Source organism: Desulfovibrio biadhensis (genome assembly GCF_055388615.1).
Genome location: NZ_AP042477.1, coordinates 2,085,128 through 2,110,908, shown reverse-complemented (window position 1 = coordinate 2,110,908; position 25,781 = coordinate 2,085,128). Strand labels below are relative to the sequence as shown.

Sequence of the window (25,781 nt, the reverse complement as noted above, 5' to 3'; positions counted from 1 at the left end):
ACAAATAGAACTAAACGCGTACTTTTTATGCTGGAAATCGTATATGAAAACGACACCCTACTTCCAAAATTTCAACCGGCTCAGTTCTCAAATACTATTGCGAGTCAGCTTTTTTGGCGCCGTTATTGTCTTTATCGCCACCATATTGAGCTACTATAATGTTTACTCGAACAGCAAAGAAAAAAACATACAGTATCTCCAACAATACATGCAGGTACGCAGCAGGCACGAAAACAAAGTGTTTTCTGAAACAACAAAACGCCTTGATTTCTTTCGTGACGCGTTCATGGACCTCTATTTGTCAGATATAGATTTTACCAAAGATGATTTTTGGCGCTTGTATGAAGTTGACAAGGATGGCGCCATTAGGATGAAAAAGCGTTTTTTCGATGGGCATACAGACCAAAACCTTGGCAAACAATGGGGCGTCACCTCATTTATTGGCAACAACCAGTCCGTTGCATCGCCTGATTTTCAGCGTCGCCTGCTTATTTCCTACATTCTGGTGAACCGTTACGGTCCGGCATGGTGGCCGGAAGGGGGGCTGCATGTCAGCTTTCCTGAAAACGCTATCACGGTCTTTTCCCCGGTTTCCCCTTGGGGGCTGGAAGCCAGACCAGACCTCCCCATGAACGAGTTGGGCACCATCAAGGCCACCTTGCAATCTACAAACCCGGACCGAACCCCTGTCTGGACGAGCTTGTATTACGACGAGACCGCTGAGCAATGGACTATTACCTATGAATTGCCTGTGGACTACAAAGGGCGCCACCTCTGCAACCCGAGCATGGATGTCTCCCTCAAGGAAATCATGGACAGGCTGGTATCCGAACATCCTGCCGGCGCATACAATTTCATAATGAGCAGCAATGGCGATCTTATTGCCTCCCCCCGCGCACTTAGCGAAGAGCAAAAATGGAAGGGGATGCTCTCGCGGGACAAGATAGAGGAGCCTGATATACTCCGCATGTATTCCATGCTGCACGGTGCAGTGACGCGGCAGGAAAAGGATATTTACGTCATTGATGATACAGAGGGAGACAGCTACTTTCTTTCATTCCACATACCTGGCCCCGACTGGTGGTTTGTGATGGTCTATCCCAAAAGCATTGTTTTCGCAGAGGCGCATCAGGCCTCAAGAATCGTGCTCCTGCTCGGATTGTTACTTTTCGTCATGTATTACCTCGTCATCTACCTGGTGATAAACAGGCAGGTACGCGCCCCTTTACAGCGCATGCTCAAGGCCGTTTCCCTTGTGGCGCGCAACAGACATGAGGAACTGGTGGAGAATCCCGAGCTCTTGCCGGTAAAGAGCAAGAATGAAATTGGCCAACTGGCCAGAGCGTTCCTGGACATGTCCCGCCATGTTCACGAAGTGAACCAGAGCCTTGAAAACAGGGTGGAAAGCAGAACCAGAGAGCTGGAGCAGGCCAATGCGCAGTTGCGAAACCTGAGCCTCTTAGACGGCCTGACAGGGATTCACAACCGCCGATCATTTGACCGCGATATCGCGATCGTCTTCAACCAGGCCAAACAAGGGGTTGAATTCTTTTCACTCATGCTGATCGACCTGGACAAATTCAAGCACTACAATGATAAATACGGGCATACGGCAGGCGACAGGGCGCTGCAAAACATCTCAAAACAAATTGCACGCACCATCCGCAACGAGGACCGCGTATACCGTTACGGCGGGGAAGAACTTGCGGTCATTTTCAACAGTGCCGACAAGGACACGGCCCAGCGACTCGGGCAACGTATTCAGGACGCCATAAGAAAGCTCGCCATGCCGCACATTCACAGCGCGCACGAGGTAGTCACCATCAGCGCCGGCATCACGTCATTCAGCAACGAATATGATAGCTATATCGAGATGATAAATGCGGTCGACGCCCTTTTGTACGAAGCGAAATCACGTGGCGGCAACACCCTGGTGACAGACACACCCGATACCGAGTGATATCCCCCCAAAGCCCCCTTTCCCCTCGCGCTGCCGTCTACAAAGTAGCTGTGCCTGCTTTATTCCGTAACGACGAATCCCCGAAAAACGCGCGGCAATTCTCAAACGACAGGTTGTTGACGGTATTCTCAAACATGGCAGCTCCAAAAACAAGGCGGCCGCCTTGCCACAGCAAGACGGCCGCCTTAACGACTAAAATTAAGCCGGATTCAGCTTAGGGATGGCAAACAGAGCCCTTGCAGCTGGTCAGCTTTTTCTTCAGTTCCTTGTCCTTGCCGGCCTTTTCGCGGTGGCAGGAAACGCAAGTGGGGATGGTTTTGTGCTTGCCATGCATGGCTTTGTAGTAGTTCTTTTCAGTCTTGTCTTTCTTGTCGAAAGCATCGTGGCAGCCTTCAGAAGAGCAGGCCTTGATGTTGGCAAGATCACCCCCGGACTTGTGGTGGCAGAACTCACAGTCTTCGGCTTGGTGGGTGGAGTGGTTGAACACTACGGGGTTAGAGGTTTTTTCCATCTTGATGCCGTCAGCGGGAGCGTCGACGGCGTACAGGTTGGGCAGCGCAAACGCACACACGATGGCGGCTGCGACCAGGCAGGTAAACAGTTTCTTCATTTCCAGTCTCCTCCTCAAGAATACTGATTGAAATGTGAAAAAAGACACTTACATTGGACCATATACACGGAAAAAGTCAAGGGGCAATACTTTCCCCCGACTTACCCTTGTTGATGCAAGCGCTGGGCCGTAATGCACCCCTTGCCTTGGACGTTCAGCATCCCGTCCGCAAAATCTCACGTATGGACATCAGTTCCTGCCGGATCATGTCCAGCAGGTCGTCCTGCGGGGTATGGCTGGCCAGCTCTTTGCGCGCCCCGTCTATTGTCAGGCCCCGCTCATGCAGCAGGTGCTGGATGGAGCGCAGCAGCTCCACATCCTTTTCGGAGTAGAGGCGTTGCCCCTTGTCCGTGCGAGAAGGCTTGAGCTGCGGAAATTCGGTCTCCCAAAAGCGCAGCACATAGCTCTTAAGCTGCAATATTTTCGCCACTTCCCCTATGCGATAGGTCTTGCCCTCCTCCATGACGGTCTCCTTTACGGGGCCCGCAGACAACAATGTATCTGCCAACCGCATTCTCCGCCGACTGGTGTGTAAGTCCCCTTACATGCGTAACGGCAATGCCTGTAAAAGCGATTCTGACATTTTTTTCATTTCCTTGTCCACGTCTTTATCCGTAAGTGTGCGGTTTGCGTGGCGGAAAGTTATACGAAAAGTCAGACGGCGCTCGTCGTCAAAGCGTTCCTCCCCGGCAGCGGCCTGTTCCGGCACAAAAACATCCACCAGCCGGACGCGTTCCAGCAGGGTCAATTTCATGCCTTCCACGTGTTCTATAACGCGCCCAACCTGCAAGGCCCCCGGAGCGGCCAGCGTGATGTCGCGCCAGGAAGAAGGGAATTTCGGCAGTTCGCAGAACTGAATACTGGTTTTCTCATACATCTCTTTGAGCACATCCAGATCCAGCTCGGCCATCCACACGGCCTTGCGTGCGTGGTGAGCATCCGCAATGGCGGGGTCCACGCGCCCGAGCACGCCAGCATCCTGACCGTTTATACGCAGGCTCACACAGGGGGACATCCAGGTGTGCCCCTCGCGAATTTCATAGCTCCCCTTGGGCAGCTTCATGAAGGTCAGCAGATGCTCCACAAGCCCTTTCAAATCTTGATAGTCCGCGTCTTCTGCCTGCCAGGGCCAGCCGCCATCCCAGCGGCTGCCATGCAGCAGCAGCCCCAGGCGCTTGGGCTCGCGAGCCGTGCTCTCTGATGTGGCATCGGCCTCAAAAACGTGGGAAACCTCAAAAAGACGCAGGTTTTCATTCCCCTGGGCCAGGTTGTGGCGCAGGTTCTGCAACATGCCGGGCGCCAGCTCTGGACGCATCACGTCCTGCTCGTCGCTCAGGGGGTTCTTCACCGGGATACGGTTTTCTTCCGGCAGGCCCAGGCGATCCAGGTCCTTTTGCCCCACAAAACTGTAGTTGATGACTTCACTCAGCCCTGCGCCGGAGGCCCAGCGCTTGATCCAGACATTGAAATTGTACTCGCCTTCCAGGGGCGAATCCTTCTTGCCGGAAATATCCAGTGGCTTTTTTATCTGCGGCAGGGTGGCGGGGATACGGTCTGCCCCGTAAACACGCCCCAGTTCTTCGATGATGTCCACCTCGCGCTCCAGGTCCAGGCGGTGGCTGGGAGGAGAGACAGTCCATGCGCCCTCGCCCATTTCCACATCGCACCCCATGCTAGAAACCACGCGGCTGCAAAAGGCATCGTCCATCCCCAGCTCGTCCGTAAGCCCAAGAAGCTTGCGAGCACGAGAAGGACGCAAGGTGATGCTCGTTTTTTTCCAGGGGCGCGGCTCGGCCTCGGCAACACCCGGCCGCAGCTCTGCCCCACTGTATTGGGCCATCAGGGCTGCGGCGCGGTTCAGGGCCAACAACGAACCAGGCTGGTCCACGCCACGCTCGAAACGGTAGCTGGCTTCGCTGGGGAGCGCCAGACGCCGCGCCGTCTTGCGGATACTGGCGGGGCGGAATACAGCCGACTCCAGAAGTACGCCAGAGCTGCCCGCGTGCATTTCGGAATTTGCCCCACCCATGACACCGGCAAGTCCAATGGGCTTCTTACCGTCCCAGATCAACAGATCATTGGCGGTCAGGATACGCTCCTGATTGTCCAGCGTGGTGAAGCGCATGCCGTCGTCGGCCGGCGCAACACGGATCACGCCGTCCTCCACCAGGTCCAGGTCGAAGGCGTGCAAGGGTTGCCCCAGCTCGAACATCACATAGTTGGTGATGTCTACGATATTAGAGATGGGGCGCTGCCCCACTGCGACCAAACGCCAACGCATCCAGTCCGGAGAGCGCTTGATGGTGACCCCTTCCAAAACGCGTGCACGATACGCAGGGCAGAGTTCCGGATCGTCTATCTGAATGCGCACATAGTCGCTGGCGGCCTTGCCGGTTTCCTGCAGCTCCACCTTTGGCAGGCTCACAGGCAGATCAAAGGCAATGCCCACTTCGCGGGCCAGCCCCAGAACACTCAGGCAGTCGGCGCGGTTGGGCGTAACGCCAATGTCGAAAACCACCTCATCCAGACCCAGTGCGTCTATGAGTTCCCGCCCCGGCTCCAAAGAGGCGTCCAGGACCATGATGCCGCTATGATCTTCCCCAAGGCCGAGTTCATCCTCGGCGCAGATCATCCCATGGGAGGCAACGCCGCGGAGCTTGGCTTTCTTCAGCTTCAGTCCATTGGGGAGGGTGACGCCCACAGGCGCAAAGGCAACCTTCTGCCCTGCCGCTACGTTTGGCGCACCGCACACCACTTGCAGCGTTTCGCTCTGCCCTGCATCCACAGTGCAAACCGAAAGCGTATCCGCCTGGGGGTGCTTTTCACAGGTAAGCACATGCCCCACAACAACGCCCTTCAACCCGGCAAAGGGGTGCAAAATTTCCTCGAGCTCAAGGCCCATCATTGTCAGTCTGTCGCCCAGGGCCTGTTCCGACCCCTCGTAGGGAACGAATTCCCGCAGCCAGTTGATGCTAAGATACATTTTTGTAAGCCTCCAGAAGGCGGAATATTACGCGCGCAAAACGTCGGATTGCGTACGGCTCGAAGCCATAAAAAAACAGTTTTGCCGACGGCAATGCCGCACGGCAAATGTCGCAGGAGCGAAAATTTTATTTATACAAAGCACATGCGTCTGGAACACGCAGTTTCCGCTCCACCCCGTTTCCAATAAAAACGGTGAAAAAAAGCGTGCAAAGCACGCTAGTTCACCCAAATTGCCCCTGGCTGTCAATCTTTCAGCGCAGTAAAACCCCGTCAAAACTCGCTCAGGCGTCGCTTTCATTCTGCAGACGAGCAACGCGCAGCGCTACCAGATGAACAATTCCCGCTCCACTGCGCTTTCGTGCAGGCCAAAGGCGCTGTGCAGGGCATGCAGCACGCTTTGTTGCATGGCAGGGGGGCCACAGAGGTGAAAGGCCTCCCCCCCTGAAAAGAGCCTTTCCAGCAGCTCGCGCTCCACATGGCCGTACACGGCCTCCACTCCCAGCCCTTCGGGCACTGTCTGGCGGGAAAAAACAAGCGTCACAGAAAGGTCGAGCACTTTACTCAGGGTCTTGAGCTCGTCCAGGGCAAACGCATCGGCCACGGTCTTGTTGGCCCAGACCACATGCACCTGCCGCGAACGCTGCCCTTCCCTTTTTGTCTGGCGTTGCGCCATGGCCCGCAGCAGACACAGAAACGGGGTTATGCCGATACCTCCTGCAATGAGCGCAAGCGGATGTTCCGGATGAACGCCCTCTTCTTCGCCAGCGGTAAAATGGGGCAAGGCCCGGGCAGCATCACGACAAAAGACCCCATACGGGCCTTCGCAACGCACCGTGGTTCCAGGCTCCAGCTCATGCAACGCCTGGGTAAAGCGGCCACCACGTTTGACCGAAAAACAAATTTCCTGCCCACCTCTCCCATCAGGAGGCGCAGGGCAGGCTATCGTAAAGGGGTGGGGCTCGGAAAAACGCCCCTGCAATGGAATACGTAAAAGCATGAACTGCCCGGCAAGATAGGGTGGCAGCGCCCCCTTTTTCTCCGGTTGCAGCACTATGGTTGCAATATCATGGTTTTCCGGACGGACGGCAGCAACGCGCAGACGCATGCGCCTGTGCCCCTTCAGGAGCAGGAAACTGCGCTGCGACGCGCACGCCAGAAAAAGCGTAAGGCAAAGCAGCCAATACCCCACAAAAACGGGGGCGTTCATTTCGCTGCCCCTAAAATAACCATGCAGCATGCCGGCCGGCACAGCCACATACAGCAGCAAGTGCAGCGGTTTCCAGTATGAAAACGGGATTGCAGAGGGCAGCAGGGGTGACGGTGCCCTTTCCTGTTGCCGGAGCTGCCGGCGCTGTTTCCAGATGAATTTTGTAAAACCGGCGGGCGCCGTTGCCAGGAGAACGAGCCCCAGGGCAGACATTCCGAGCAGCATCTCCCACACCTCTGCAAATGACTGCAGGGCTTGCAGCGGAGTGCGCCCCGTAAAGGAGGTGAAGGTGGCGATCATCAGCGAAGCGTGAGCCACGAGCAACACAACAACAAAGACGCCCAGCTTCTGATGCATTCTGAGCATGCGCTCGAGCCCTAGATATCGCTCCGCCTTTGGCTGGCGCATCCCCAATGCAGCCACGGCAGGCGCGAGCCCGATCCCCACAAGTGCGCACAACTTGCCCAGCACCCGGTACCAGCCGGCGGCGGCATGGGGTGTTTCCCACACAGCAAAAAGCCAGAGTGCGCATCCTGCAGCTGCAGGAAGAAACAGCAAGGCCAGGGCCTGCCGTCCGCGAAATGTGAGGCTGCTCATCGTCGTTGTCCGAAACGCCCTGCCTGCCGGACTTTCACAGGGATTTTACGCAGCAGCGCGGCCAAAGGCCGCACCGGAAAAGAGGTGCCCCTGAACGGGGTCAGAAGGTCGGTGTTTTAAGGTCGCCCAAAAAGGTGGCCAGTTGTGATTTTTCCCTGTCTGTAATGGACGCGCCTTTACCCTGCATGCGCGAAATATAGTCGGTCCACCCCTGCTGGTCCCTGTTCCCAACGGCCTTTCGCACACGTTCCAGGTTGTGGCACACTGTGCAATATCTTTTCAGCATTTCCTCGGGCGATTTCTCGGCCGAAGCCCCCCAAGCCTGCAAAAACAGCACCGACGCAAGGACGGCGCAGCAGAATACGGCAAGCAATCGCATGTTATCCCTCTCCTCTCACAATCAAGATAATGTCGGCAGCGCGTCGCCGTACCGGGGGCAAAGTATCACAGCCCCGCCGAATGGCAACAGCGGCAAGTGACATTTTACTGAAGATTTTCAATGTGGAATGCAAAGACTTATGGGAAAAGGATATTTTGTGGAGAAGAGAATAAAAAAAAGTGCGCTGTTCCGGTCATCCCGGTCAACCTTCGGTTTGTTCCCGCCTTTCGGTCTGGGAGGCCGTCAGGTTGTTTCAGCGCACGCGCTCTTTCTTACAATGGCGACTCAGCTCGCCGTATGTTGGGTAGTAGTGCGTTTCTATGCCGCTTTACCCTCCGTTTACGTTTCCGTCCTTTTCTATCAACCTGGCGGGGCAGCAGGTCCCGCCTTACTTTATAAATAAGTTGCCCCTTCAGATTGTCAATCCAACAGCCCCCCTCTTGCAACTTTTTTTTCATTCGCTATTTCCATACGATGCACCAATGTAGCAAAAAATTATGAAAAAGCGGTATACACCCCCCAAAACTGCTGCAGTAACTGTCTTGCAACCAAGGCTGGAGCGCGTTATTACTGCCAACAACAAAATGCTTACATTTTGTTGCGCTACGTTATAAAAACGGCCGCGCTACAGCGAGGCTAAGCGGTGGTTACCGCAAAAAGCGGCAACTTCTGAACGCGCCGCTGGATCATTAACCCCGAAATCGACTGCAACTCGGCGTACATCCATCAATGCAGGCGGCCGGCCACTGCCCCTGCTCCGGAGCCGGTTTTCATTTTCATGAGGAGGATTCATGCGTACTGTTGTCATTGCCGTCATTTGCCTGTTGTTGGGCCTGGCCACCGGCTACATGGTCTCGAGTATGGCCGGCGGCGAGCTGACCCCGGCCAAACTGGAAGAAGGCATCCGCCAAAACCCCAGAATGGTCATGGACCTGTTGCACCATTATCCTGAGGAAATGTTTGATATCGTTTTGGAAGGGCAAAATCTCAAACGCGAAAAAGAACGTCAGGACCAGATCGCGGAGCAACTGGAAAATCCGCTGCGCGTTACGGTTTCCGAGGAGCGCCCTGTTTTCGGCCCCAAGGACGCCCCCATCAATATAGTGGAATTTTCCGATTTCCAATGCCCGCACTGCGCCAACGCCAACAAGGTCATCAAGGAACTCCTCGCACGCCACCCCGACAAGCTGAATCTGGTGTTCCTGCACATGCCCCTTTCCTCGCATGAAATGGCGCCCTTGGCCGCTGCGTACTTTGAAGCAGCCGCCATGCAGGACAAGGATAAGGCCTGGCAACTGCATGACATCCTTTTTGAGCACCGGCAGGAACTGGCAGAGGGCGGGAAAGCATGGCTGGACGAACAGGCCAAAAATCTCGGCCTGGACACGGACAAAATCGAAGAAGCGCTCAGGGGTGAACGGATCAAAGGCATCCTGCAACGCGACCTGCAAACGGCCAACATGCTGCAATTGCGTGGCGCCCCGTCTTTCCTGGTGGGTGGAGTGCTGATTTCCGGCGCCGCCCCCATCAGTGAGTTCGAAGAAGTCATCAGCAGGGTCATGACGTACCGCGCCGAGCATCCCGACAAGACAGAGGGCGGCGTGATCTTCGTGCCGGATGAGGCTGCGGCTCAGGCTGTTGCGCCTCCTGCAGAAAATCCCGCTCCAAAAGAAGAAAAACCGGCGGCGGCTGATGCCCCCGAGGAAAAACCCGAGGCGGCGCCGGCTCAATAGCGACCCTAGGCTATAAAGCGCAACAGGCCCTTTCCAAACGGTTCATACCCGTTCGGAAGGGGCCTTTTTATTGCCCGCGATGCGAACAATCCAGCCGATGAGGGCGCCGACAAGACAACCCACGGTGCCTGCCAGAACATCCATTTCAGAAAATCGGCGATTAGGAATATGCATCTGGGCGAATTCCAGAACCACATTCAGCAAAATAAGCGCCACGGGGGAAAAGAGAGCGAGCAACCTGGAGGAAAAGGCTATGGGGAAGGACCCGGCCAGGATGACAAAGGCCAGAAAATGCAACAGGTCGCCAACCGCAACCCCTCCGGCAACAGGCAGGTCTACGAGGGGAAAACGGACAGGGAAAAGAACCAATCCAATATAGAGGGCGATTCCAACCAGCCACATAAGGGCCAGGTATTTGAATGTCCCCCCTTTCACTGAGCCAGTCTCCCGTACCAAAGCGCAAACGATGCAGAAGACAAATGTGTCCCCCCCGGCATGCGTTCAGCTTTCATGGCTCCACCGCTTCAGTCTTTCCCGTCATCAGAATCAGTGGAATCCGTGGCGTCGGCCATTTCCCGCTCGCGTGCGGCCTCTGCCTTTTTGGCCGCCTCCTGCTTGCGCTGCTGCTTGCTTTCCATTGTCCACCCGGCAAAACCGCCGGCAGTGGCGCCAAGAATAGCGCCCCGGCCCATATCGAATATACCCACGAGTGAAGCCAGGACCCCAAGGGAACCGCCGATGAGGATGCCGCGCACAAGATAATTGGCCATGAATTCTCCCTAAGAAAACTGCCCCTTACAGGCAGCGCCCCTTCTGAAACACGGGGTTGCGAAGGCAGTTTGTGGCGGCAAACCGCCATCAACTGCATTCCAGGGCTGTTTTTCGATTTTAACAGAATATAGGGAGCTTGTTAAAATGGCCCTGCCACGGCTGTCAACAACCGTGAACAGGGCCTGGCTGGTGTGTCTTTTCAGAGGGCGCAGGAAGGCGGGATACAATATGGGCAGTATGTATCACTCGCTTGTTTTGTGTTTGTTTCAGGCGTGCTGCAACTCTTTGCTTTGCATGTCCTGCTCCGTCTTTCCCATGCTGCGCACGGCAAGCGATAACAATTCGGCATCGGACAAGGGGCGCCCCAGACGGGCGGAATGTTGCCTGCAGTCTGCAACCAGCTCTTCCAACTTTGCCGGAGGCAAATCCACGCCAAATTTACGCAAAACACCGCGCACCGCTGCACGGCCACTTTTCTTGCCCACGGACATCTTACGCTCGCCCTGGACGTGGCGCGGGTCAAAGGGCTCGAAAAGAGCCGGGTTCCTGGACACGGCATGCACATGCAAACCGCTCTCGCAGGAAAAAACATCGCGCCCCACTATGGGGTGCAGACGCGAAGGCGGCAAATCCGCCGCCTCGGCCACCATCGCGCACAGGCCGCGAAGTTCTCCCAAATTGTAGGAAGTCTTTCCACGTTGCAGGGCCAGCCAGCTAGCCAGTTCCTCCAGACGGGTGATGCCGGCGCGTTCGCCAATGCCCAGTACGGAAGCGTCGGCCCAGGATGCGCCGGTGGCCAAAGCAGTGGATGCATTGCCCATGGCCATACCGAAATCGTTGTGACAATGGACGCCCAGGCTCCAGCCCGGGCGGTCGCCCAGTGATTCGACACACAGTTCCACAAGCAGGGCCATGCGTCCCGGGTCCAGAAGGCCCACACTGTCCGAAAGTCTTATGCGCGCCGCCCCAGCATCCAGAGCGGCGGCAGCCACTTCCAGGATTGTTTCAGGAGCCGCGCGGGAAACGTCCTCCAGGCCCAAGGAAACATACGGCGCGCCACTCTGTTTTGCGAGGGTCACCATTTTTGTAGCAAGAACCGGAATGTCCCCCAATTCCAACCCCAGCCGTTGCCGGGCATGATCCTCGGACACGGGCAACCCCATGTTGATCCTGCAGCCATGCTGCGCAGCAGCCACCACATCTTCATCCCTTGAGCGGCACCAGACGCTGCACGCAACATTGGGCGCAACCCTGGACGCAAGCTGCAGCAGGTCATTCAGGTCTTCCTGCCCCTGTACGCCGATCTCTATTTCATCCACGCCCAGTCGGCCCAGCCTGACAATGAGCTCTTCTTTCTCTTCCGGGGTGAAATACACGCCGTAACACTGTTCCCCCTCACGCAGGGTGCTGTCGATAATTCCTTGAGGCATGGTCCGTCTCCTTCTCTGCTGGTCTCATTTCATTCCCAAAGCGCCAATGCAGCTCCGTGCACAAGGGGAATGCGGTCATGCCTAAGAGGCAAGAATGGTGCCAGACAAGGCGCTGCAGACGCACAGGCCCCAAAGGGTGCGACATACCTGGAGGCGCGCGCCCACACCTTCTTGCATGTGTTGTGGAGCAGACTACAAAAAACGCTACATTTTTGTAGCACAGTACACTTTGGTTTTGTAGCTAACCCACTCTCACGCCTATTTCAGAAAACGTGACTTTTTTGTATCCATTTCATGAAACTTCATCAAAACAGTATGTTATAAATTAAAATACGCATGGTACGCATTTGTGGCACGCGCCTTGCCTTTGTGGCTTTCATCCGCACGCATTGCCAAACGAAACGACAATCAAACCGCATGGAGGAGACAATGAGAAAGGTAGCTATTTACGGCAAAGGCGGCATAGGCAAATCCACAACAACACAAAACACCGTTGCCGGCCTTACCGAAATGGGCAGACAAATCATGGTTGTAGGCTGTGACCCCAAGGCAGACTCCACGCGTCTGCTGCTGGGCGGCCTGGCCCAGAAGTCCGTTCTGGACACCCTTCGTGACGAAGGTGAAGACGTCGATCTCGAAGATATCCGCAAAAAAGGTTTTGGCGGCACCTGGTGTGTTGAGTCCGGTGGCCCCGAACCTGGAGTTGGTTGCGCCGGCCGCGGCATCATCACTTCCATCAACATGCTCGAATCCCTCGGCGCTTACGAAGAGAGCGAAGGCCTGGACTACGCCTTCTACGACGTTCTTGGCGACGTTGTGTGTGGCGGCTTCGCAATGCCCATCCGCGACGGCAAGGCCGACGAGATCTACATCGTCTGCTCCGGCGAGATGATGGCCATGTACGCTGCAAACAACATCTGTAAGGGCATCATGAAGTACGCCCAGTCCGGTACCGTTCGCCTGGGCGGCCTCATCTGCAACAGCCGTAACGTCGACAACGAAAAAGAGATGATCGAAGAGCTCGCCAAGCGCCTGGGCACCCAGATGATCTACTTCCTGCCCCGCGACAACATGGTGCAGCAGGCCGAGATCAACCGTAAGACGGTCATCGACTACGCCCCTGATCACCCCCAGGCACAGCACTACCGCAACCTGGCTGAAGCCATCGACAAAAATGAAATGTTCGTGATCCCCACGCCTCTGGAGATCGAAGACCTTGAAAAGCTGCTCATGGAATACGGTCTGCTCGAAGCTGCATAGGCCCGACCCTTTAATCACGCTTAAAAAGAATACGGAGATACCGCAATGATGATCATGGTTCGAGCAATCGTACGCCCCGAGAAAGTCGACGACGTTCTGGCAGCGCTTCTGGACGCAGGCTTTCCTGCAGCGACCAAGTTTTCCGTTGCAGGTCGCGGCAAACAGCGCGGCATCAAGATCGGTGAAGTAACCTACGACGAAATCCCCAAAACCCAAATCATGTGCGTTGTACGCGCCGATGACAAAGACTTTGTTGTCGAAACCATCATGCGCGCAGCACGCACCGGTTCCAAAGGCAACTACGGCGACGGTAAAATTTTCGTCTCTCCTGTTGAGAGCGTCTACACCATCAGCACCGGCGTTTGTGACACCGCTGTCGCCGAACCCGCGGAGGCCGAGGCATGAAAGAAATAATCGCAATTGTGCGCATGCCCATGATGAACCGCACCAAGCAAGCTCTGACCGAAGCCGGCGTTGACGCCTTCTTCGCTCACGAGGCGCAAGGTCGGGGCAAAGGGCTGGTCAACTCTCAGGTGCTGGAAGGCGCTGGAGAGGGCTACGAAGAAGCCGCCGCCCTTCTGGGCGAAAAAGGCCTGCTCTACCCCAAGCGTGTCATCACTGTGGTGGTGCCCGACGAGGATGTGGACGACATCGTGCAAACGATCATCGATACCAACAAGACCGGCAAGCCCGGCGACGGAAAAATCTTCGTGATGCCCATTGAGGATGCGGTTCGTGTCCGTACGGGTGAGACCGGGGCGAAATCCATAGCCTAGCCTAACCGCCCCTTATACCCGGGGCCGGAAACAATACGAGGTAACCACATGGCACTCAAAAACAAGAAGAAGATCGCCTGGGAAGCGGACGCCATCAAGGAAGAGCTGCTCAAGAAGTATCCTCCCAAGGTCAAGCGCAAACGCGCCAAGCAGATCGTGATCAACAAGAAGGAAGAGAGCGGCGCCAATCCTGAAATCATGGCCAACGTGCGCACCATTCCCGGCATCATCACCATGCGCGGCTGCACCTACGCAGGGTGCAAGGGCGTTATCCTGGGCCCCACCCGCGACATCGTGAATATAACCCACGGACCCATTGGCTGCGGTTTTTACTCCTGGCTGACCCGGCGCAACCAGACCAAGCCCGAGTCGCCCGAACATGAAAACTACATGACCTATGCCTTCTCCACCGACATGCAGGATCAGGACATCATCTTCGGTGGTGAGAAAAAGCTCGAGGCGGCCATCCAGGAAGCCTACGACCTGTTCAAGCCCAAGGCCATCGCGGTCTTTGCAACCTGTCCCGTCGGACTCATCGGCGATGATATTCACGCCGTGTCCAGAAAGATGAAGGAAAAGCTGGGCATCAACGTCTTCGCCTTCAGCTGCGAAGGTTACAAAGGTGTCAGCCAGTCCGCAGGTCACCATATCGCGAACAACCAGATCTTCAGCCACGTGGTTGGCGAGCAGGACAAGGAGATCGAAGGCAAATACAAGATCAACCTGCTGGGCGAATACAACATCGGCGGTGACGCCTTTGTCATCGAAAAACTGCTGGAAGACTGCGGCATCACCCTGGTCTCCACCTTCAGCGGCAACTCGACCTACGACCAGTTCGCCCAGTGTCACAACGCGGACCTGAATGCCATCATGTGCCACCGTTCCATCAACTACGTGGCCGAAATGATGGAAGAAAAGTACGGCATCCCCTGGATCAAGGTCAACTTCATCGGTGCGGAAGCTTCCGCCAAGTCCCTGCGCAAGATTGCCCAGTACTTTGGCGACAAAGAGCTCATGGACCGTGTTGAGGAAGTCATCGCCAGGGAAATGGAGCCCGTCAAGGCTGCTCTGGAAGACGTGCGCCCCCGTACGGAAGGCAAGTCCGCCATGCTGTTCGTTGGTGGCTCCCGCGCGCACCATTACCAGGAGCTCTTCGCTGAAATGGGCATGAAGACCCTTTCCGCCGGGTATGAGTTCGCCCACCGCGATGACTACGAAGGCCGCGAAGTGCTGCCCACCATCAAGCTGGATGCTGACAGCCGCAACATCGAAGAGCTGGAAGTCGTTGCCGATGAAAAGCGCTTCCATCTGCGCAAAGACGACGCCGCCAAGGAAGCTTTGGAAAAGGCCGGCCTGAAGTTCAAGGAATACGACGGCATCATGTCCGACATGGAGACCGGCTCCCTCGTCATCGACGACCTGAACCAGTACGAGGCCGACAAGCTGGTTGAATTGCTGAAGCCCGACCTGTTCTGCGCAGGCATCAAGGAAAAGTTCAGCATCCAGAAGATGGGCGTGCCCATGAAGCAGCTCCACAGCTACGACTCCGGTGGACCGTATGCGGCCTTCGAAGGCGCCATCAACTTCTACAAAGAAGTGGACCGCCTCGTGAACAGCAAAGTCTGGGGCTTCATGAAGGCGCCCTGGGAAGAGAACCCCGAGCTCTCCGCCACCTACGTGTGGGAATAAGAGCGCAAGAGGAGAAAGCACAATGTTGCTCAGACATACACCCAAGGACGTGGCCGAACGCAAGGCTCTGTCCATCAATCCGGCCAAGACCTGCCAGCCTGTTGGCGCCATGTACGCCGCCTTCGGCATCCACGGTTGCCTGCCCCACAGCCACGGCTCCCAGGGCTGCTGCGCCTACCACCGCAGCATGCTGACCCGCCACTACAAGGAGCCCATCTCGGCTGCGACCAGCTCCTTTACTGAAGGCGCTTCGGTCTTCGGCGGCCAGGCCAACCTGATACAGGCTATCGAAAACATGTTCACCGTGTACGAGCCCGAGGTCATCGCGGTCCACACCACCTGTCTCTCAGAGACCATTGGTGACGACCTGAACCAGATCTCCATCAAGGCCGACAAGGAAGGCAAGATCCCCGAAGGCAAGCATGTCATCGGCGCCTCCACCCCGAGCTATGTCGGCTCCCACGTGACCGGCTTCTCCAACATGGTCAAGGGCATGGTTAAGGGCCTGGCCAAGAGCACGGGCAAGAAAAACGGCAAGATCAACATCATCCCCGGCTGGGTTGAACCCGCCGATATGGAAGAGATCAAGCGCCTGTCCACCATGGTTGGCGTAAAGCACATCCTCTTCCCCGACACCTCGGGCGTACTGAACACCGGTCTGACGGGCGAGTACAAGATGTTCCCCGAAGGCGGCACCCCTGTTTCCGAGCTGAAGAGCACCGGCGACAGCATCGGCACCCTGGCCCTGGGCGAATGGGCCTCTGCCGACGGCGCCCGCCTGCTGGACACCCAGTTCAAGGTGCCCTGCAAGGTCTTGGATCTGCCCATCGGCCTGGCCGCCACCGACCGTTTCGTGGACGCTCTGCGCACCATCGCCGGTGTGACCGTGCCTGACGAAGTCAAGGCCGAACGCGCCAAGCTCGTGGACCTGATCTCCGACTACCACCAGTACTTCTACCAAAAGAAAGTGGCGTTGGCCGGCGATCCGGATCAGCTCATCGCCCTCACCGAGTTCCTGGTTTCCATGGACATGTGGCCCACCCACATCGTCACCGGCACCCCGGGCAAGGCCTTTGAGCGCCGCATCAAGGAAATCACCAAGGACCTGCCTTACGAGGTCAACGTAAAAGCCAAGGGCGACATGTTCCTGCTCCACCAGTGGATCAAGAATGACCCCGTGGATATGCTGATCGGCAACACCTACCTGAAGTACATCGCGCGGGACGAGGACATTCCTCACATTCGCCACGGCTTCCCGATCCTGGATCGCGTCGGCCACCAGTACTTCCCGACCGTAGGCTACTCCGGCGCACTGCGCTTTGCCTCCAGCATCCTCAATGCCCTGCTCGAACGCATAGACAGGGACGCTGTCGAAGAGAAGTTCGAACTGGTTTTCTAGCACGCACCCTATCCAGTCATGGGGGGAGTCCGGCTCCCCCCATGAAACCAAAAAATACAAGGACCCGGCCATGACCGCCAACAACGCTGCCATCACACACTGCTTCACCCCTGAAGAAATCACCTGCGGATGCAGCAGCGAGACCATGCTTTCCTGCGCCAGGGTTCACCTGCCCGTTGCTAGTGGCGTCAACGCCATGCTCGCCTTTGGCGGCGCTACCCCGTCAGCCCTTAAAAAGCACAGCCTGAATCCCGCCGACGCGTTGAACGCGCTGCAGCAGGCCATGGACAAAGCCAAGTTCAAGGGCAACTCCATCAACATGGTGGGCGTAAGCGGCCCCGGCGATCCGCTGGCCACACCAGAACCACTTTTCGAGCTGTTCAAGGAAATTCGCCAGCTTTACCCTGATATTTCCCTGTGCCTGGGCACCAACGGTCTTGGCGGCGCACAGCATGCGCCTGCTCTGGCCGAGCTGGGCGTGACCCATGTAAGCCTGACCGTGAACATGGTGGACCCTGAAATAGCGCCCAAGCTCTACAACTGGGTGCGCCCCGGCAAGCAGACCATCCAGCGAAGCCAGGCCGGCGCGCTTCTGGTGCAGGAACAGGCGGACGCATTGGCTGCCTTTGTGGCCAACGGCATCGCCGTAACCATCCGCACCGTGGTCTACCCCGGCATCAACGACGAACACGTCGTGGACATCGCACTTTTCGGCGCAGCAGGTGGCGCAAGCGCCATGCTGCTTTGCCCCTGGCTGCCTCCTGAGCGTTGCGGGGATGAAAACGCCCCCGCCCCTGAATTGCCGGCGGCTCCCGCCGAGTTGATCCAACGCCTGCAGCTTGCCGCGGCCGAACATCTGCCCGTCATCGATGCAGCCGATGTTTGCGCCGCCCCGGCCGCTGGACTTGGTATCGAAACAAGCAGCCAGCAGCCTTTGGGCATCACAGCCCTCCCCAAGCCATCTCCGGAGCGCCCCAATGTCGCAGTGGCCACCAGTGACGGTTTCGATGTGGACATGCATCTGGGGCAAACCCGTCAGTTCCTGATTTACGGCCCCAAGGAAGGACTGGTTTCACTGCTTGGCTCTCGCAAGGCCCCTGACGCGGGCAAAGGCGATGAACGCTGGGTGGCCCTGGCGGAAGTCTTGAATGATTGCAGCTATGTGCTGGTGCACAGCGCGGGCAACAATCCGGAGCGCGTTCTCGGCGAACAAGGGCTGCGTCTCTTGCGCACAGACGGCAACATCGAGCCGCTTGTGGATACGCTTTATGGCGGTGGTAAAAAAGACAAGTGCCGCAAATAACAAATTTTTGCATCAGGTTTTCTAACAAAAACGACACAACACAGATTGAACAAGGAGCGAAACAAAATGGCGAGACCCGATTACCACATCCTGATGTGCCAAAGCTTCCGCGCCAAGGGCGACCCTAAGGGCATCTGCCACAAGCAGACCGACGGATTTCTGCAGTACGTGGAAGAAGAAGTGCTGGACCGTGGCCTGGATGCCCTGCTGACCGCCACCGGTTGCCTCAAGCAATGCGAAGACGGCCCCATCATGGTCGTCTACCCCAACAACTGGTGGTTCAAAGGTGTGGATAGCGAAGATGCCATCGATGCCATTCTCGACGGCATTGAAGATGGCACACCGCCCGCCGACTATCTGATGGAGTAATTTTTCCCGACTCAGAGAAGTTTCGGTGCAGCGGGGCGCTCCCGCTGCACCAAAAAGGAAAAGGATACAAAAATGTACGCTGCCAAGACCACCACACACCGCACACACAATACCCGTCCGTTCAACACGAACACCAGGCAGGCCGGGCTTGTATGCTTCAAAGGTGCAATGGCGCGGCAGCAAAACACTTTGCAACTGCCCAGAAAAATCAGGATCGACAGGCAGGTGTCCGGCAGGCTGACCCCCACGTCGTGCATCACGATCCGGATAGCATTCCCACAAATGCCCCATGGGCAGAATACCGCCCCGAAGAACGGGGAGCTCTGCAACAGGCGCGGACAGCCCCGCAAAACCGTTGCAAAGAAAATTTCCTGGCGCCGGTTCAGGCGGATGTAACTGCCCTTTTGGGGAGATCGCCGGCGTCACTGCATAAGCGGCTGTCGCGCTGCGCTGCAAGCCAACGCACCACCCGCTTCAGTCTGACCAGAGGAGAATGAAAATGGAAAGCGTAATTTTTGAAGAACGAAAAGACCAGATATACCGTAAAGGCGAAGGCGAACCCTTTGCCATGGCATGCAACCGCGATAGCCTTGCCGGCGCCGTCAGCCAGCGCGCATGCGTCTTCTGCGGCTCCCGCGTCGTGCTCTACCCCATTGCGGACGCCGTCCACCTGGTGCACGGCCCCATTGGCTGCGCCGCCTACACATGGGACATCCGCGGCGCCCTTTCTTCCGGCCCCGAACTGCATCGGTTGAGCTTTTCCACCGACCTGCAGGAAAAAGACGTGGTGTTCGGCGGCGAGCCCAAGCTCGAAGCCGCCTTGCGCGAACTCATCGAACGCCATCAGCCCAAAGCCTGCTTCGTCTACTGCACTTGCATCGTCGGCCTCATCGGCGACGACGTGGAAGCTGTTGCCCGCCGCGTTACCGCAGACACGGGCGTTGAAGTCATCCCCGTGCAGTCCGAAGGCTTCCGCGGCAACAAACGCGAAGGCTACCGCGCCGCCTGCAACGCCATGTTCCGGCTCATCGGCACCGGCGATACCACCGGTATCTCCCCCGTAAGCGTGAACATTCTTGGCGACTTCAACCTTGCCGGCGAAATCTGGATCGTTCGTGAATACTTCCGTCGCATGGGCGTGGAAGTCGTTGCCAATGTCACGGGCGACGGCCGTATTGACGACATCCGCCGCGCCCACGGCGCCGGCCTGAACATCGTGCAGTGCTCCGGCGCCACCCTGGACCTGGCCAAGATGATGGAGGAGAAATACGGCGTCCCCTACATCCGTGTCTCCTACCTGGGCATCGAGGACATGGCCGAGTCGCTTTACAGCGTGGCCGAGCACTTCGAGTACAAAGACCCCGAAATCATGACCCGCACCAGTGAACTGGTACGCGAGGAACTGGACAAGCTCATGCCCAGGCTGGCCGACTTCCGCAAGGATCTCGAAGGCAAAAAAGTCGCCATTTACGTTGGCGGCGCCTTCAAGGCCTTTTCCCTGATCAAGAGCTTTCGCCACCTGGGTATGAAGGTCGTGCTCGTCGGCTCACAGACAGGGACAGAGGAAGACTACGCCGAACTCGAACAGATCACCGATCCCGGCACCATCATTGTGGACGACTCCAACCCACTCGAGCTGTCGGCCTTTATCAAGGAAAAAGACGTAGACCTTTTTGTTGGCGGCGTTAAGGAGCGCCCCATCGCCTATAAACTGGGCGTCGGCTTTTGCGACCACAACCACGAGCGCAAACTCGCACTCGAAGGGTTTGAAGGCATGTACAACTTCGCGCGCGAAGTCCACACCTCGGCCATGAGCCCGGTCTGGAGCTTTGTGCCCCGCAGAAGCGTGAAAAACCAGAGCAAGTAACGGCGAAAATACAAAAGGACAACGTCATGAAAGATTCTCCATACATATCGACCACAAATGCCTGCAAGCTGTGCACCCCCATTGGGGCGACCATCGCTTTCCGCGGCATAGAAGGCTGTATTCCTTTTCTCCACGGCTCACAGGGCTGCGCCACTTACATGCGGCGCTACATCATCAGCCACTTTCGCGAGCCCATGGACATCGCGTCCAGCGCCCTTGGCGAGAAGCAAGCCGTATTCGGGGGCGGTCCCAACCTTAAAAAAGGTCTGCTCAATGTGATGCAGAAATACGGCGCCGGCTGCATCGGCATCGCCACCACCTGCCTCACGGAAACCATTGGTGACGACGTGCCCATGCTCGTGCATGAATTCAAGAAAGAATTCGGCGACCTGCCCCTGCCGCCGCTGGTGTACTGCAGCACGCCCAGCTACAACGGCACGCACATGGACGGCTGGCACGCCGCGGTCAAAGCCATGGCCGAACAGCTTGTGGACCCAGAAGCCGAACCCGTCCATGAAGCACCGAGCGTGAACATCATCCCCGGGTTTGTTTCGCCCGAGGACCTGCGCCACCTGCGCGACATTGCGGAAGATTTCGGCCTGGCCGCCACCCTTCTGCCGGATATTTCCGACACCCTGGATGGCCCGGCGCTCCTGGACTACGAAAAAATCCCGTCCGGTGGCACGCCCATTTCCCATATCCGCGCCATGGGCACAGCCAAAGGCACCATTGAATGCGGCCACTGCATACAGGGGCGCAAAACCGCTGGCAGCGCTATTTTAGACAGCGCAGGGGTCCCTCTTCATTCCATGGGGCTGCCCATCGGCATCCGTGGCACGGACGACTTTTTCGCAGCTCTTGACGAGATAAGCGGCACCCCCATGCCGTTACGCCATGAAAAAGAGCGTGGTCGCCTCATCGACGCCCTTGTCGATTCTCACAAGTATATTTCCGGCAAGCGTGTGGTGCTTTACGGCGAAGAAGACCTGACCATCGGCATGGCTTCTTTCCTTGCGGAAATCGGCATGAACGTGGTGCTCGTGGCAACCGGCGCGCAGAACAATAACTACAAGAACCTGCTCACCGAGGCCATGGCGCCCTATGCCCGGCACACTCCTGAAATCCGCCAGGGCGTGGACTTCTATGACATCGCCGAGGTTGCCAAGGAACTGCAGCCGGACATCCTCATCGGGCACAGCAAAGGGTACCGCTACGCCCGGGAGTGGAACGTACCTCTGGTGCGCGTCGGCTTCCCCATCCACGACCGCTTTGGCGGACAACGGCTGCTGCACGTCGGCTATCGCGGGGCGCAAACCATGCTGGACCGCATCGTCAACGCCGTTTTGGAAAAGAATCAGAGCGACAGCCCTGTGGGCTACGGCTACCTCTAGGCCCCCGATTGACCGGGATATAAGGAGAGCGACATGAACACGAGAGATACATCCCAGCACCCCTGTTTCAATAAAGGCGCCTCGGGCCAGTGTGGCCGCGTACATTTGCCCATAGCCCCCAAGTGCAACATCCAGTGCAACTACTGCAACCGCAAATACGACTGCGTAAACGAGTCGCGCCCCGGCGTGACCAGTGCGGTGCTCGCCCCTGCACAGGCAATGAAGTACATGGAGGAAGTTCTGGAGCGTGAACCCCGCATCAGCGTCGCCGGCATTGCCGGACCTGGTGACCCCATGGCCAACCCGGCCGAGACCCTGGGCACACTCAGACTCCTGAAACAGCGGTTTCCGCACCTGCTTTTCTGCCTCTCGTCCAATGGCCTTGCCATGCCGCAACATCTGGACGAACTGGCCGAACTCGGCGTGAGCCATGTCACCGTGACCTGCAACGCCGTGGACACTGCCATCGGCAAGGAAATCTACTCCTTTGTCCGCGACGGCAACGTGATCTATCGCGGGGAGCAGGCCGCCAAACTGCTTCTGGAGCGCCAGCTCGAAGCCATCGAAGGCGCTGTTGCCCGCGGCATGATGGTCAAGGTCAACTCCATCATCATTCCCGGCGTGAACGAACATCACCTGGAAGAGGTGGCCCGTACCGCCGGTAAGTTGGGCGCAACCCTGCACAATCTCATCCCGCTGCACCCCACAGCAGGTACGCCTTATGCCGACCTTACCGAACCGACAAAGGAACGTGTCCGCGAATTGCGCGCCATCTCCGGCGCCCATGTCGCCCAGATGACCCACTGCCGCCGTTGCCGCGCCGACGCCGTGGGCATGCTCTGCAAGGACCGCTCTAAAGAACTGGCGCCTGTTCTTGAATCCTGCGCCTCCTTGCCGCCTGCACCCCCTGCTGAGCGTCCGTATGTTGCTGTCGCCACCCGTGAGGGCATGCTGGTGAACCAGCACCTGGGCGAAGCCAAAACCATGCAGATTTGGGAGCAGACCGACAACGGCTTCCGCATGGTGGAGGAGCGGCCCACCGCGCGTCCCGGATGTGGTCCCAAACGCTGGAACGAACTGGCCACCACCCTGTGTGATTGCCGCGCCGTATTGGCTGCCGCCATGGGCGACTCTCCCCGGGAAATCCTGGAGAAAAACGGCATCGCGACCCATGCCTGCACAGGCTTCATCCAGGAAATGCTGCCCCTGGCGTACTCGGGCGATAGTCTGGACCGGTTCAAGGGGCGCGCAAAAGGCATGGCCGGCGCATGTAGCGGCAAAGGCACAGGCTGCGGCCCGCAATAACATAGATCCCTAGGCGCAGATTCCAAGGGGGAGCCTCTTGAAAAAAGCTCCCTCTCGGAATCTCCCTTAAACATAGTTTTACCCTGAGAATCTGCTTCTCCATTCTCTCCTCTGGTCAAGCCCCTCAAATGTGACAACCTGCCTGGTCACATTTGAGGGGCCTATTTTTTGGGGAGGGAAAAGAGTTTATAAAACCCTGGATTCCCGCCTGCGCGGGAATGACAAGAAGCATGGACAGACGGCCCCGCACAGGCGCGCCCTTTTCAAAGCGTCAGCAGTTGTAAAGAAACGACACGCGAAATACGCCAATGCCCTCACAAATGCGCCCTGTCATCCCCGAGAAATCGGGGATCCAGTATTGGTGTGCATTGATTTCAGGATCGAGGAACAAAGCAAGAAGAAATACTGGATTCCCGCCTGCGCGGGAATGACAGGAAGCATCGACAGACGGCCCAGCACAGGCGCGCCCTTTTTCCAACCCCAGCAGGTGTAAAGCAACGACACGCGAAATACGCGAAGGCCATAGCAAACGCGCCCTGTCATCCCCGAAAAATAGGGGGTCCAGTATTCGTGTGCATTGGTTTCTAGCTGGCGGTCCTGAGCAACAAAAAACCTGGATTCCCGCCTGCGCGGGAATGACAGGAAGCATCGACAGACGGCCCAGCACAGGCGCACTCTTTTCCTAGCGCCAGCAGTTGTAAAGAAACGACACGCGAAATACGCGAAGGCCGTGGCAAACGCGCCCTGTCATCCCCGAGAAATCGGGGATCCAGTATTCGTGTGCATTGGTTTCAGGATCGAGGAACAAAGCAAGAAGAAATACTGGATTCCCGCCTGCGCAGGAATGACAGGAAGCATAGACAGACGGCCCAGCACAGGCGCGCCCTTTTTCCAACCCCAGCAGTTGTAAAGAAACGACACGCGAAATACGCGAAGGCCGTGGCAAACGCGCCCTGTCATCCCCGAGAAATCGGGGATCCAGTATTCGTGTGCATTGGTTTCAGGATCGAGGAACAAAGCAAGAAGAAACACTGGATTCCCGCCTGCGCGGGAATGACAGAGGAGCATGGACTAACAGCATCACACTGGCGCGCCCTTTTTCCAACGCCTGCAGGTGTAAAGCAACGACACGCGAAAAAACGCCAATGCCCTCACAAACGCGCCCTGTCATCCCCGAGAAATCGGGGATCCAGTATTCGTGTGCATTGGTTTCAGGATCGAGGAACAAAGCAAGAAGAAATACTGGATTCCCGCCTGCGCGGGAATGACAGAGGGGCATGGACCGACAGCATCGCACAGGCGCGCCCTTTTCAAAGCGCCAGCAGGTGTAAAGCAACGACACGCGAAAAACGCCAATGTCCCAGCAAACGCACCCTGTCATCCCCGAGAAATCGGGGATTTAGTATTGGTGTGCATTGATTTCTAGCTGGCTGCCCTGAGCAAGAAAACCCTGGATTCCCGCCTGCGCGGGAATGACAGGAAGCATGGACCAACGGCACAGCACAGGCGCGCCCTTTTCCTAGCGCCAGCAGTTGTAAAGAAACGACACGCGAAAAACGCCAATGCCCTCACAAACGCGCTCTGTCATCCCTGAAAAATCGGGGATCCAGTATTCATGTGTATTGGTTTCAGGATCGAGGAACAAAGCAAGAAGAAATACTGGATTCCCGCCTGCGCGGGAATGACAGGAAGCATGGACAGACGGCCTGACAGAATGCGTAGGATAAAAGAGATACACCCCCGGTTTGGGGGAGTGCGCCCCATCAGCCACCGAAGCGCAGACGCCCCTTGCCGAGCAGGTCGTGCAGGTGCACGATCCCAGTGACATGCAGGTCGTCGTCCACAACGGGGAGCACGGTGATAGTCTTTGATTCCATGAGGTCCAACAGCTCGGCAGCGCTTTGCCCCGGCTGCGCATGGCAGGGATTGGCAGTCATCACGGAAAAAACGGGGGCGTTGCGCTCCACCGGCCCTTTGGCGAGGAGCCGACGCAGATCGCCGTCTGTGAGAATGCCCTGCAGGATGCCGTCATAGGTGGTGACGAGCAAGGCGCCCAGGCCGCCCTTGTCCAGAATCGCCAGGGCTTCATGCAGGGGTGTTTCCGGCCGCGCAACAGGGATGTTCTCGGTGTGCATCAGCACCTCGGCCTGCTGCTTCAGCCGTTCTCCCAAGGCTCCTGCGGGGTGGAAGCGGAAAAAGTCCTTCTCGCTGAAATCCTTGGCGCGCATCAGGCAAATGGCCAGGGCGTCTCCCATGGCCAGGGCCGCAGTGGTGCTGGCAGTGGGCGCCAGGTCCAGGTGGCACGCTTCGCGCGCCACACCGCAGTCCAGAACGATATCGGCCATGCGCGCCAGAGTCGAATCGAGGCCCCCGGTCATGGCGATGAGCCCTACCCCCATGCTGCGCATGGCCGGGACAATTGCATTAAGCTCGTCGGTTTCACCGCTGTTGGATATGGCCAGCAGCAGGTCCCCGGAGCGCAACATTCCCATATCGCCATGGGCGCCTTCCACAGGGTGCAGAAACATGGCCGGTGTGCCCGTGGAGGAAAGGGTCGCCGCGATTTTGCGCGCGACCAGTCCGGATTTGCCCAGGCCGCAGAGCACCACGCGCCCCTTGCAGGCGGCCAGAAGTTCAACAGCCGCGGTAAAGCGGCTGTCGAGTCGCTCCGCCATGGCGTCGAGGCCCTGGCTTTCTATTTCCAGAACCTCGCGGCCAATGGCGAGAATTTCATCATGAGTAGCGTTCAT

General features: G+C 57.4%; 22 protein-coding genes. 12 read left to right on the top strand and 10 right to left on the bottom strand.

Annotation, left to right across the window (positions count from 1 at the left end):
* Nucleotides 1–43 precede the first annotated feature (43 nt).
* Complete coding sequence (locus tag ACZ5EH_RS09215) at nt 44–1,960, top strand: diguanylate cyclase domain-containing protein (protein WP_464277830.1); 1,917 nt, start codon at nt 44–46, stop codon at nt 1,958–1,960.
* 214 nt (nt 1,961–2,174) lie between these two features.
* On the opposite strand, the gene ACZ5EH_RS09210 is transcribed toward ACZ5EH_RS09215, so the two are convergent.
* The 5 genes from ACZ5EH_RS09210 to ACZ5EH_RS09190 form a co-directional block, all read right to left on the bottom strand.
* Nucleotides 2,175–2,570: a cytochrome c3 family protein gene (locus tag ACZ5EH_RS09210; protein ID WP_464277829.1), complete on the bottom strand. Its 396-nt coding sequence runs from the start codon at nt 2,568–2,570 to the stop codon at nt 2,175–2,177.
* Nucleotides 2,571–2,724: 154 nt separating this feature from the next.
* Nucleotides 2,725–3,033, bottom strand: a complete 309-nt coding sequence (locus ACZ5EH_RS09205) for a MerR family transcriptional regulator (protein WP_464277828.1) — start codon at nt 3,031–3,033, stop codon at nt 2,725–2,727.
* Between the two features lie 78 nt (nt 3,034–3,111).
* Nucleotides 3,112–5,553 carry a phenylalanine--tRNA ligase subunit beta gene (gene pheT, locus ACZ5EH_RS09200; RefSeq protein WP_464277827.1) on the bottom strand — a complete coding sequence of 814 codons (2,442 nt, stop codon included), beginning with the start codon at nt 5,551–5,553 and terminating at the stop codon, nt 3,112–3,114.
* Nucleotides 5,554–5,877: 324 nt separating this feature from the next.
* Entirely contained in the window at nt 5,878–7,359 is a 1,482-nt protein-coding gene (locus tag ACZ5EH_RS09195) for an FAD-binding oxidoreductase (protein ID WP_464277826.1), read from the bottom strand.
* Between the two features lie 100 nt (nt 7,360–7,459).
* Nucleotides 7,460–7,738, bottom strand: a complete 279-nt coding sequence (locus ACZ5EH_RS09190; RefSeq protein ID WP_464277825.1) for a hypothetical protein — start codon at nt 7,736–7,738, stop codon at nt 7,460–7,462.
* A gap of 791 nt (nt 7,739–8,529) precedes the next feature.
* Here ACZ5EH_RS09190 and ACZ5EH_RS09185 point away from each other — a divergent pair.
* Complete coding sequence (locus ACZ5EH_RS09185) at nt 8,530–9,471, top strand: DsbA family protein (protein ID WP_464277824.1); 942 nt, start codon at nt 8,530–8,532, stop codon at nt 9,469–9,471.
* Nucleotides 9,472–9,513: 42 nt separating this feature from the next.
* On the opposite strand, the gene ACZ5EH_RS09180 is transcribed toward ACZ5EH_RS09185, so the two are convergent.
* From ACZ5EH_RS09180 to ACZ5EH_RS09170, 3 genes are all read right to left on the bottom strand, one after another.
* Nucleotides 9,514–9,906 (bottom strand): VanZ family protein, encoded by a 393-nt coding sequence (locus tag ACZ5EH_RS09180; RefSeq protein WP_464277823.1) that lies wholly within the window; start codon nt 9,904–9,906, stop codon nt 9,514–9,516.
* Nucleotides 9,907–9,995: 89 nt separating this feature from the next.
* The gene (locus tag ACZ5EH_RS09175; protein ID WP_464277822.1) at nt 9,996–10,241 is read right to left on the bottom strand and encodes a hypothetical protein; all 246 of its coding nucleotides are present in this window, start codon (nt 10,239–10,241) and stop codon (nt 9,996–9,998) included.
* Between the two features lie 267 nt (nt 10,242–10,508).
* Complete coding sequence (locus ACZ5EH_RS09170; RefSeq protein WP_464277821.1) at nt 10,509–11,672, bottom strand: LeuA family protein; 1,164 nt, start codon at nt 11,670–11,672, stop codon at nt 10,509–10,511.
* A 429-nt stretch (nt 11,673–12,101) separates the two neighbouring features.
* Between ACZ5EH_RS09170 and nifH the strand changes: the two genes are divergently transcribed.
* The 7 genes from nifH to ACZ5EH_RS09135 all read left to right on the top strand — a co-directional run bounded on the left by nifH (nt 12,102) and on the right by ACZ5EH_RS09135 (nt 18,468).
* A complete protein-coding gene (gene nifH / locus ACZ5EH_RS09165) occupies nt 12,102–12,932 on the top strand; it encodes a nitrogenase iron protein (protein ID WP_464277820.1) in 831 nt (276 codons plus the stop codon).
* A gap of 45 nt (nt 12,933–12,977) precedes the next feature.
* On the top strand, nt 12,978–13,337 hold the full coding sequence (locus tag ACZ5EH_RS09160; RefSeq protein ID WP_464277819.1) for a P-II family nitrogen regulator: 360 nt from the start codon (nt 12,978–12,980) through the stop codon (nt 13,335–13,337).
* The gene (locus ACZ5EH_RS09155; protein WP_464277818.1) at nt 13,334–13,708 is read left to right on the top strand and encodes a P-II family nitrogen regulator; all 375 of its coding nucleotides are present in this window, start codon (nt 13,334–13,336) and stop codon (nt 13,706–13,708) included. The genes ACZ5EH_RS09160 and ACZ5EH_RS09155 overlap by 4 nt, the downstream gene beginning before the upstream one ends.
* A gap of 48 nt (nt 13,709–13,756) precedes the next feature.
* A complete protein-coding gene (gene nifD, locus ACZ5EH_RS09150) occupies nt 13,757–15,397 on the top strand; it encodes a nitrogenase molybdenum-iron protein alpha chain (protein WP_464277817.1) in 1,641 nt (546 codons plus the stop codon).
* Nucleotides 15,398–15,419: 22 nt separating this feature from the next.
* Nucleotides 15,420–16,796, top strand: a complete 1,377-nt coding sequence (nifK, locus tag ACZ5EH_RS09145) for a nitrogenase molybdenum-iron protein subunit beta (RefSeq protein ID WP_464277816.1) — start codon at nt 15,420–15,422, stop codon at nt 16,794–16,796.
* A 70-nt stretch (nt 16,797–16,866) separates the two neighbouring features.
* Nucleotides 16,867–18,099: a radical SAM protein gene (locus ACZ5EH_RS09140; protein ID WP_464277815.1), complete on the top strand. Its 1,233-nt coding sequence runs from the start codon at nt 16,867–16,869 to the stop codon at nt 18,097–18,099.
* Nucleotides 18,100–18,165: 66 nt separating this feature from the next.
* Nucleotides 18,166–18,468 carry a (2Fe-2S) ferredoxin domain-containing protein gene (locus tag ACZ5EH_RS09135; protein ID WP_464277814.1) on the top strand — a complete coding sequence of 101 codons (303 nt, stop codon included), beginning with the start codon at nt 18,166–18,168 and terminating at the stop codon, nt 18,466–18,468.
* Between the two features lie 11 nt (nt 18,469–18,479).
* Here ACZ5EH_RS09135 and ACZ5EH_RS09130 read toward each other — a convergent pair whose 3' ends face one another.
* Complete coding sequence (locus tag ACZ5EH_RS09130; RefSeq protein WP_464277813.1) at nt 18,480–18,728, bottom strand: hypothetical protein; 249 nt, start codon at nt 18,726–18,728, stop codon at nt 18,480–18,482.
* Between the two features lie 239 nt (nt 18,729–18,967).
* Here ACZ5EH_RS09130 and nifE point away from each other — a divergent pair, with 239 nt between their 5' ends.
* The 3 genes from nifE to nifB are packed head-to-tail and all read left to right on the top strand — an operon-like array spanning nt 18,968 to nt 23,031.
* Nucleotides 18,968–20,335, top strand: a complete 1,368-nt coding sequence (gene nifE / locus ACZ5EH_RS09125; RefSeq protein WP_464277812.1) for a nitrogenase iron-molybdenum cofactor biosynthesis protein NifE — start codon at nt 18,968–18,970, stop codon at nt 20,333–20,335.
* A gap of 26 nt (nt 20,336–20,361) precedes the next feature.
* Nucleotides 20,362–21,726: a nitrogenase component 1 gene (locus ACZ5EH_RS09120; RefSeq protein WP_464277811.1), complete on the top strand. Its 1,365-nt coding sequence runs from the start codon at nt 20,362–20,364 to the stop codon at nt 21,724–21,726.
* 33 nt (nt 21,727–21,759) lie between these two features.
* Nucleotides 21,760–23,031 (top strand): nitrogenase cofactor biosynthesis protein NifB, encoded by a 1,272-nt coding sequence (nifB, locus tag ACZ5EH_RS09115; protein WP_464277810.1) that lies wholly within the window; start codon nt 21,760–21,762, stop codon nt 23,029–23,031.
* A gap of 1,763 nt (nt 23,032–24,794) precedes the next feature.
* Here the strand turns inward: nifB and ACZ5EH_RS09110 are convergent.
* On the bottom strand, nt 24,795–25,781 hold the full coding sequence (locus ACZ5EH_RS09110; protein WP_464277809.1) for a KpsF/GutQ family sugar-phosphate isomerase: 987 nt from the start codon (nt 25,779–25,781) through the stop codon (nt 24,795–24,797).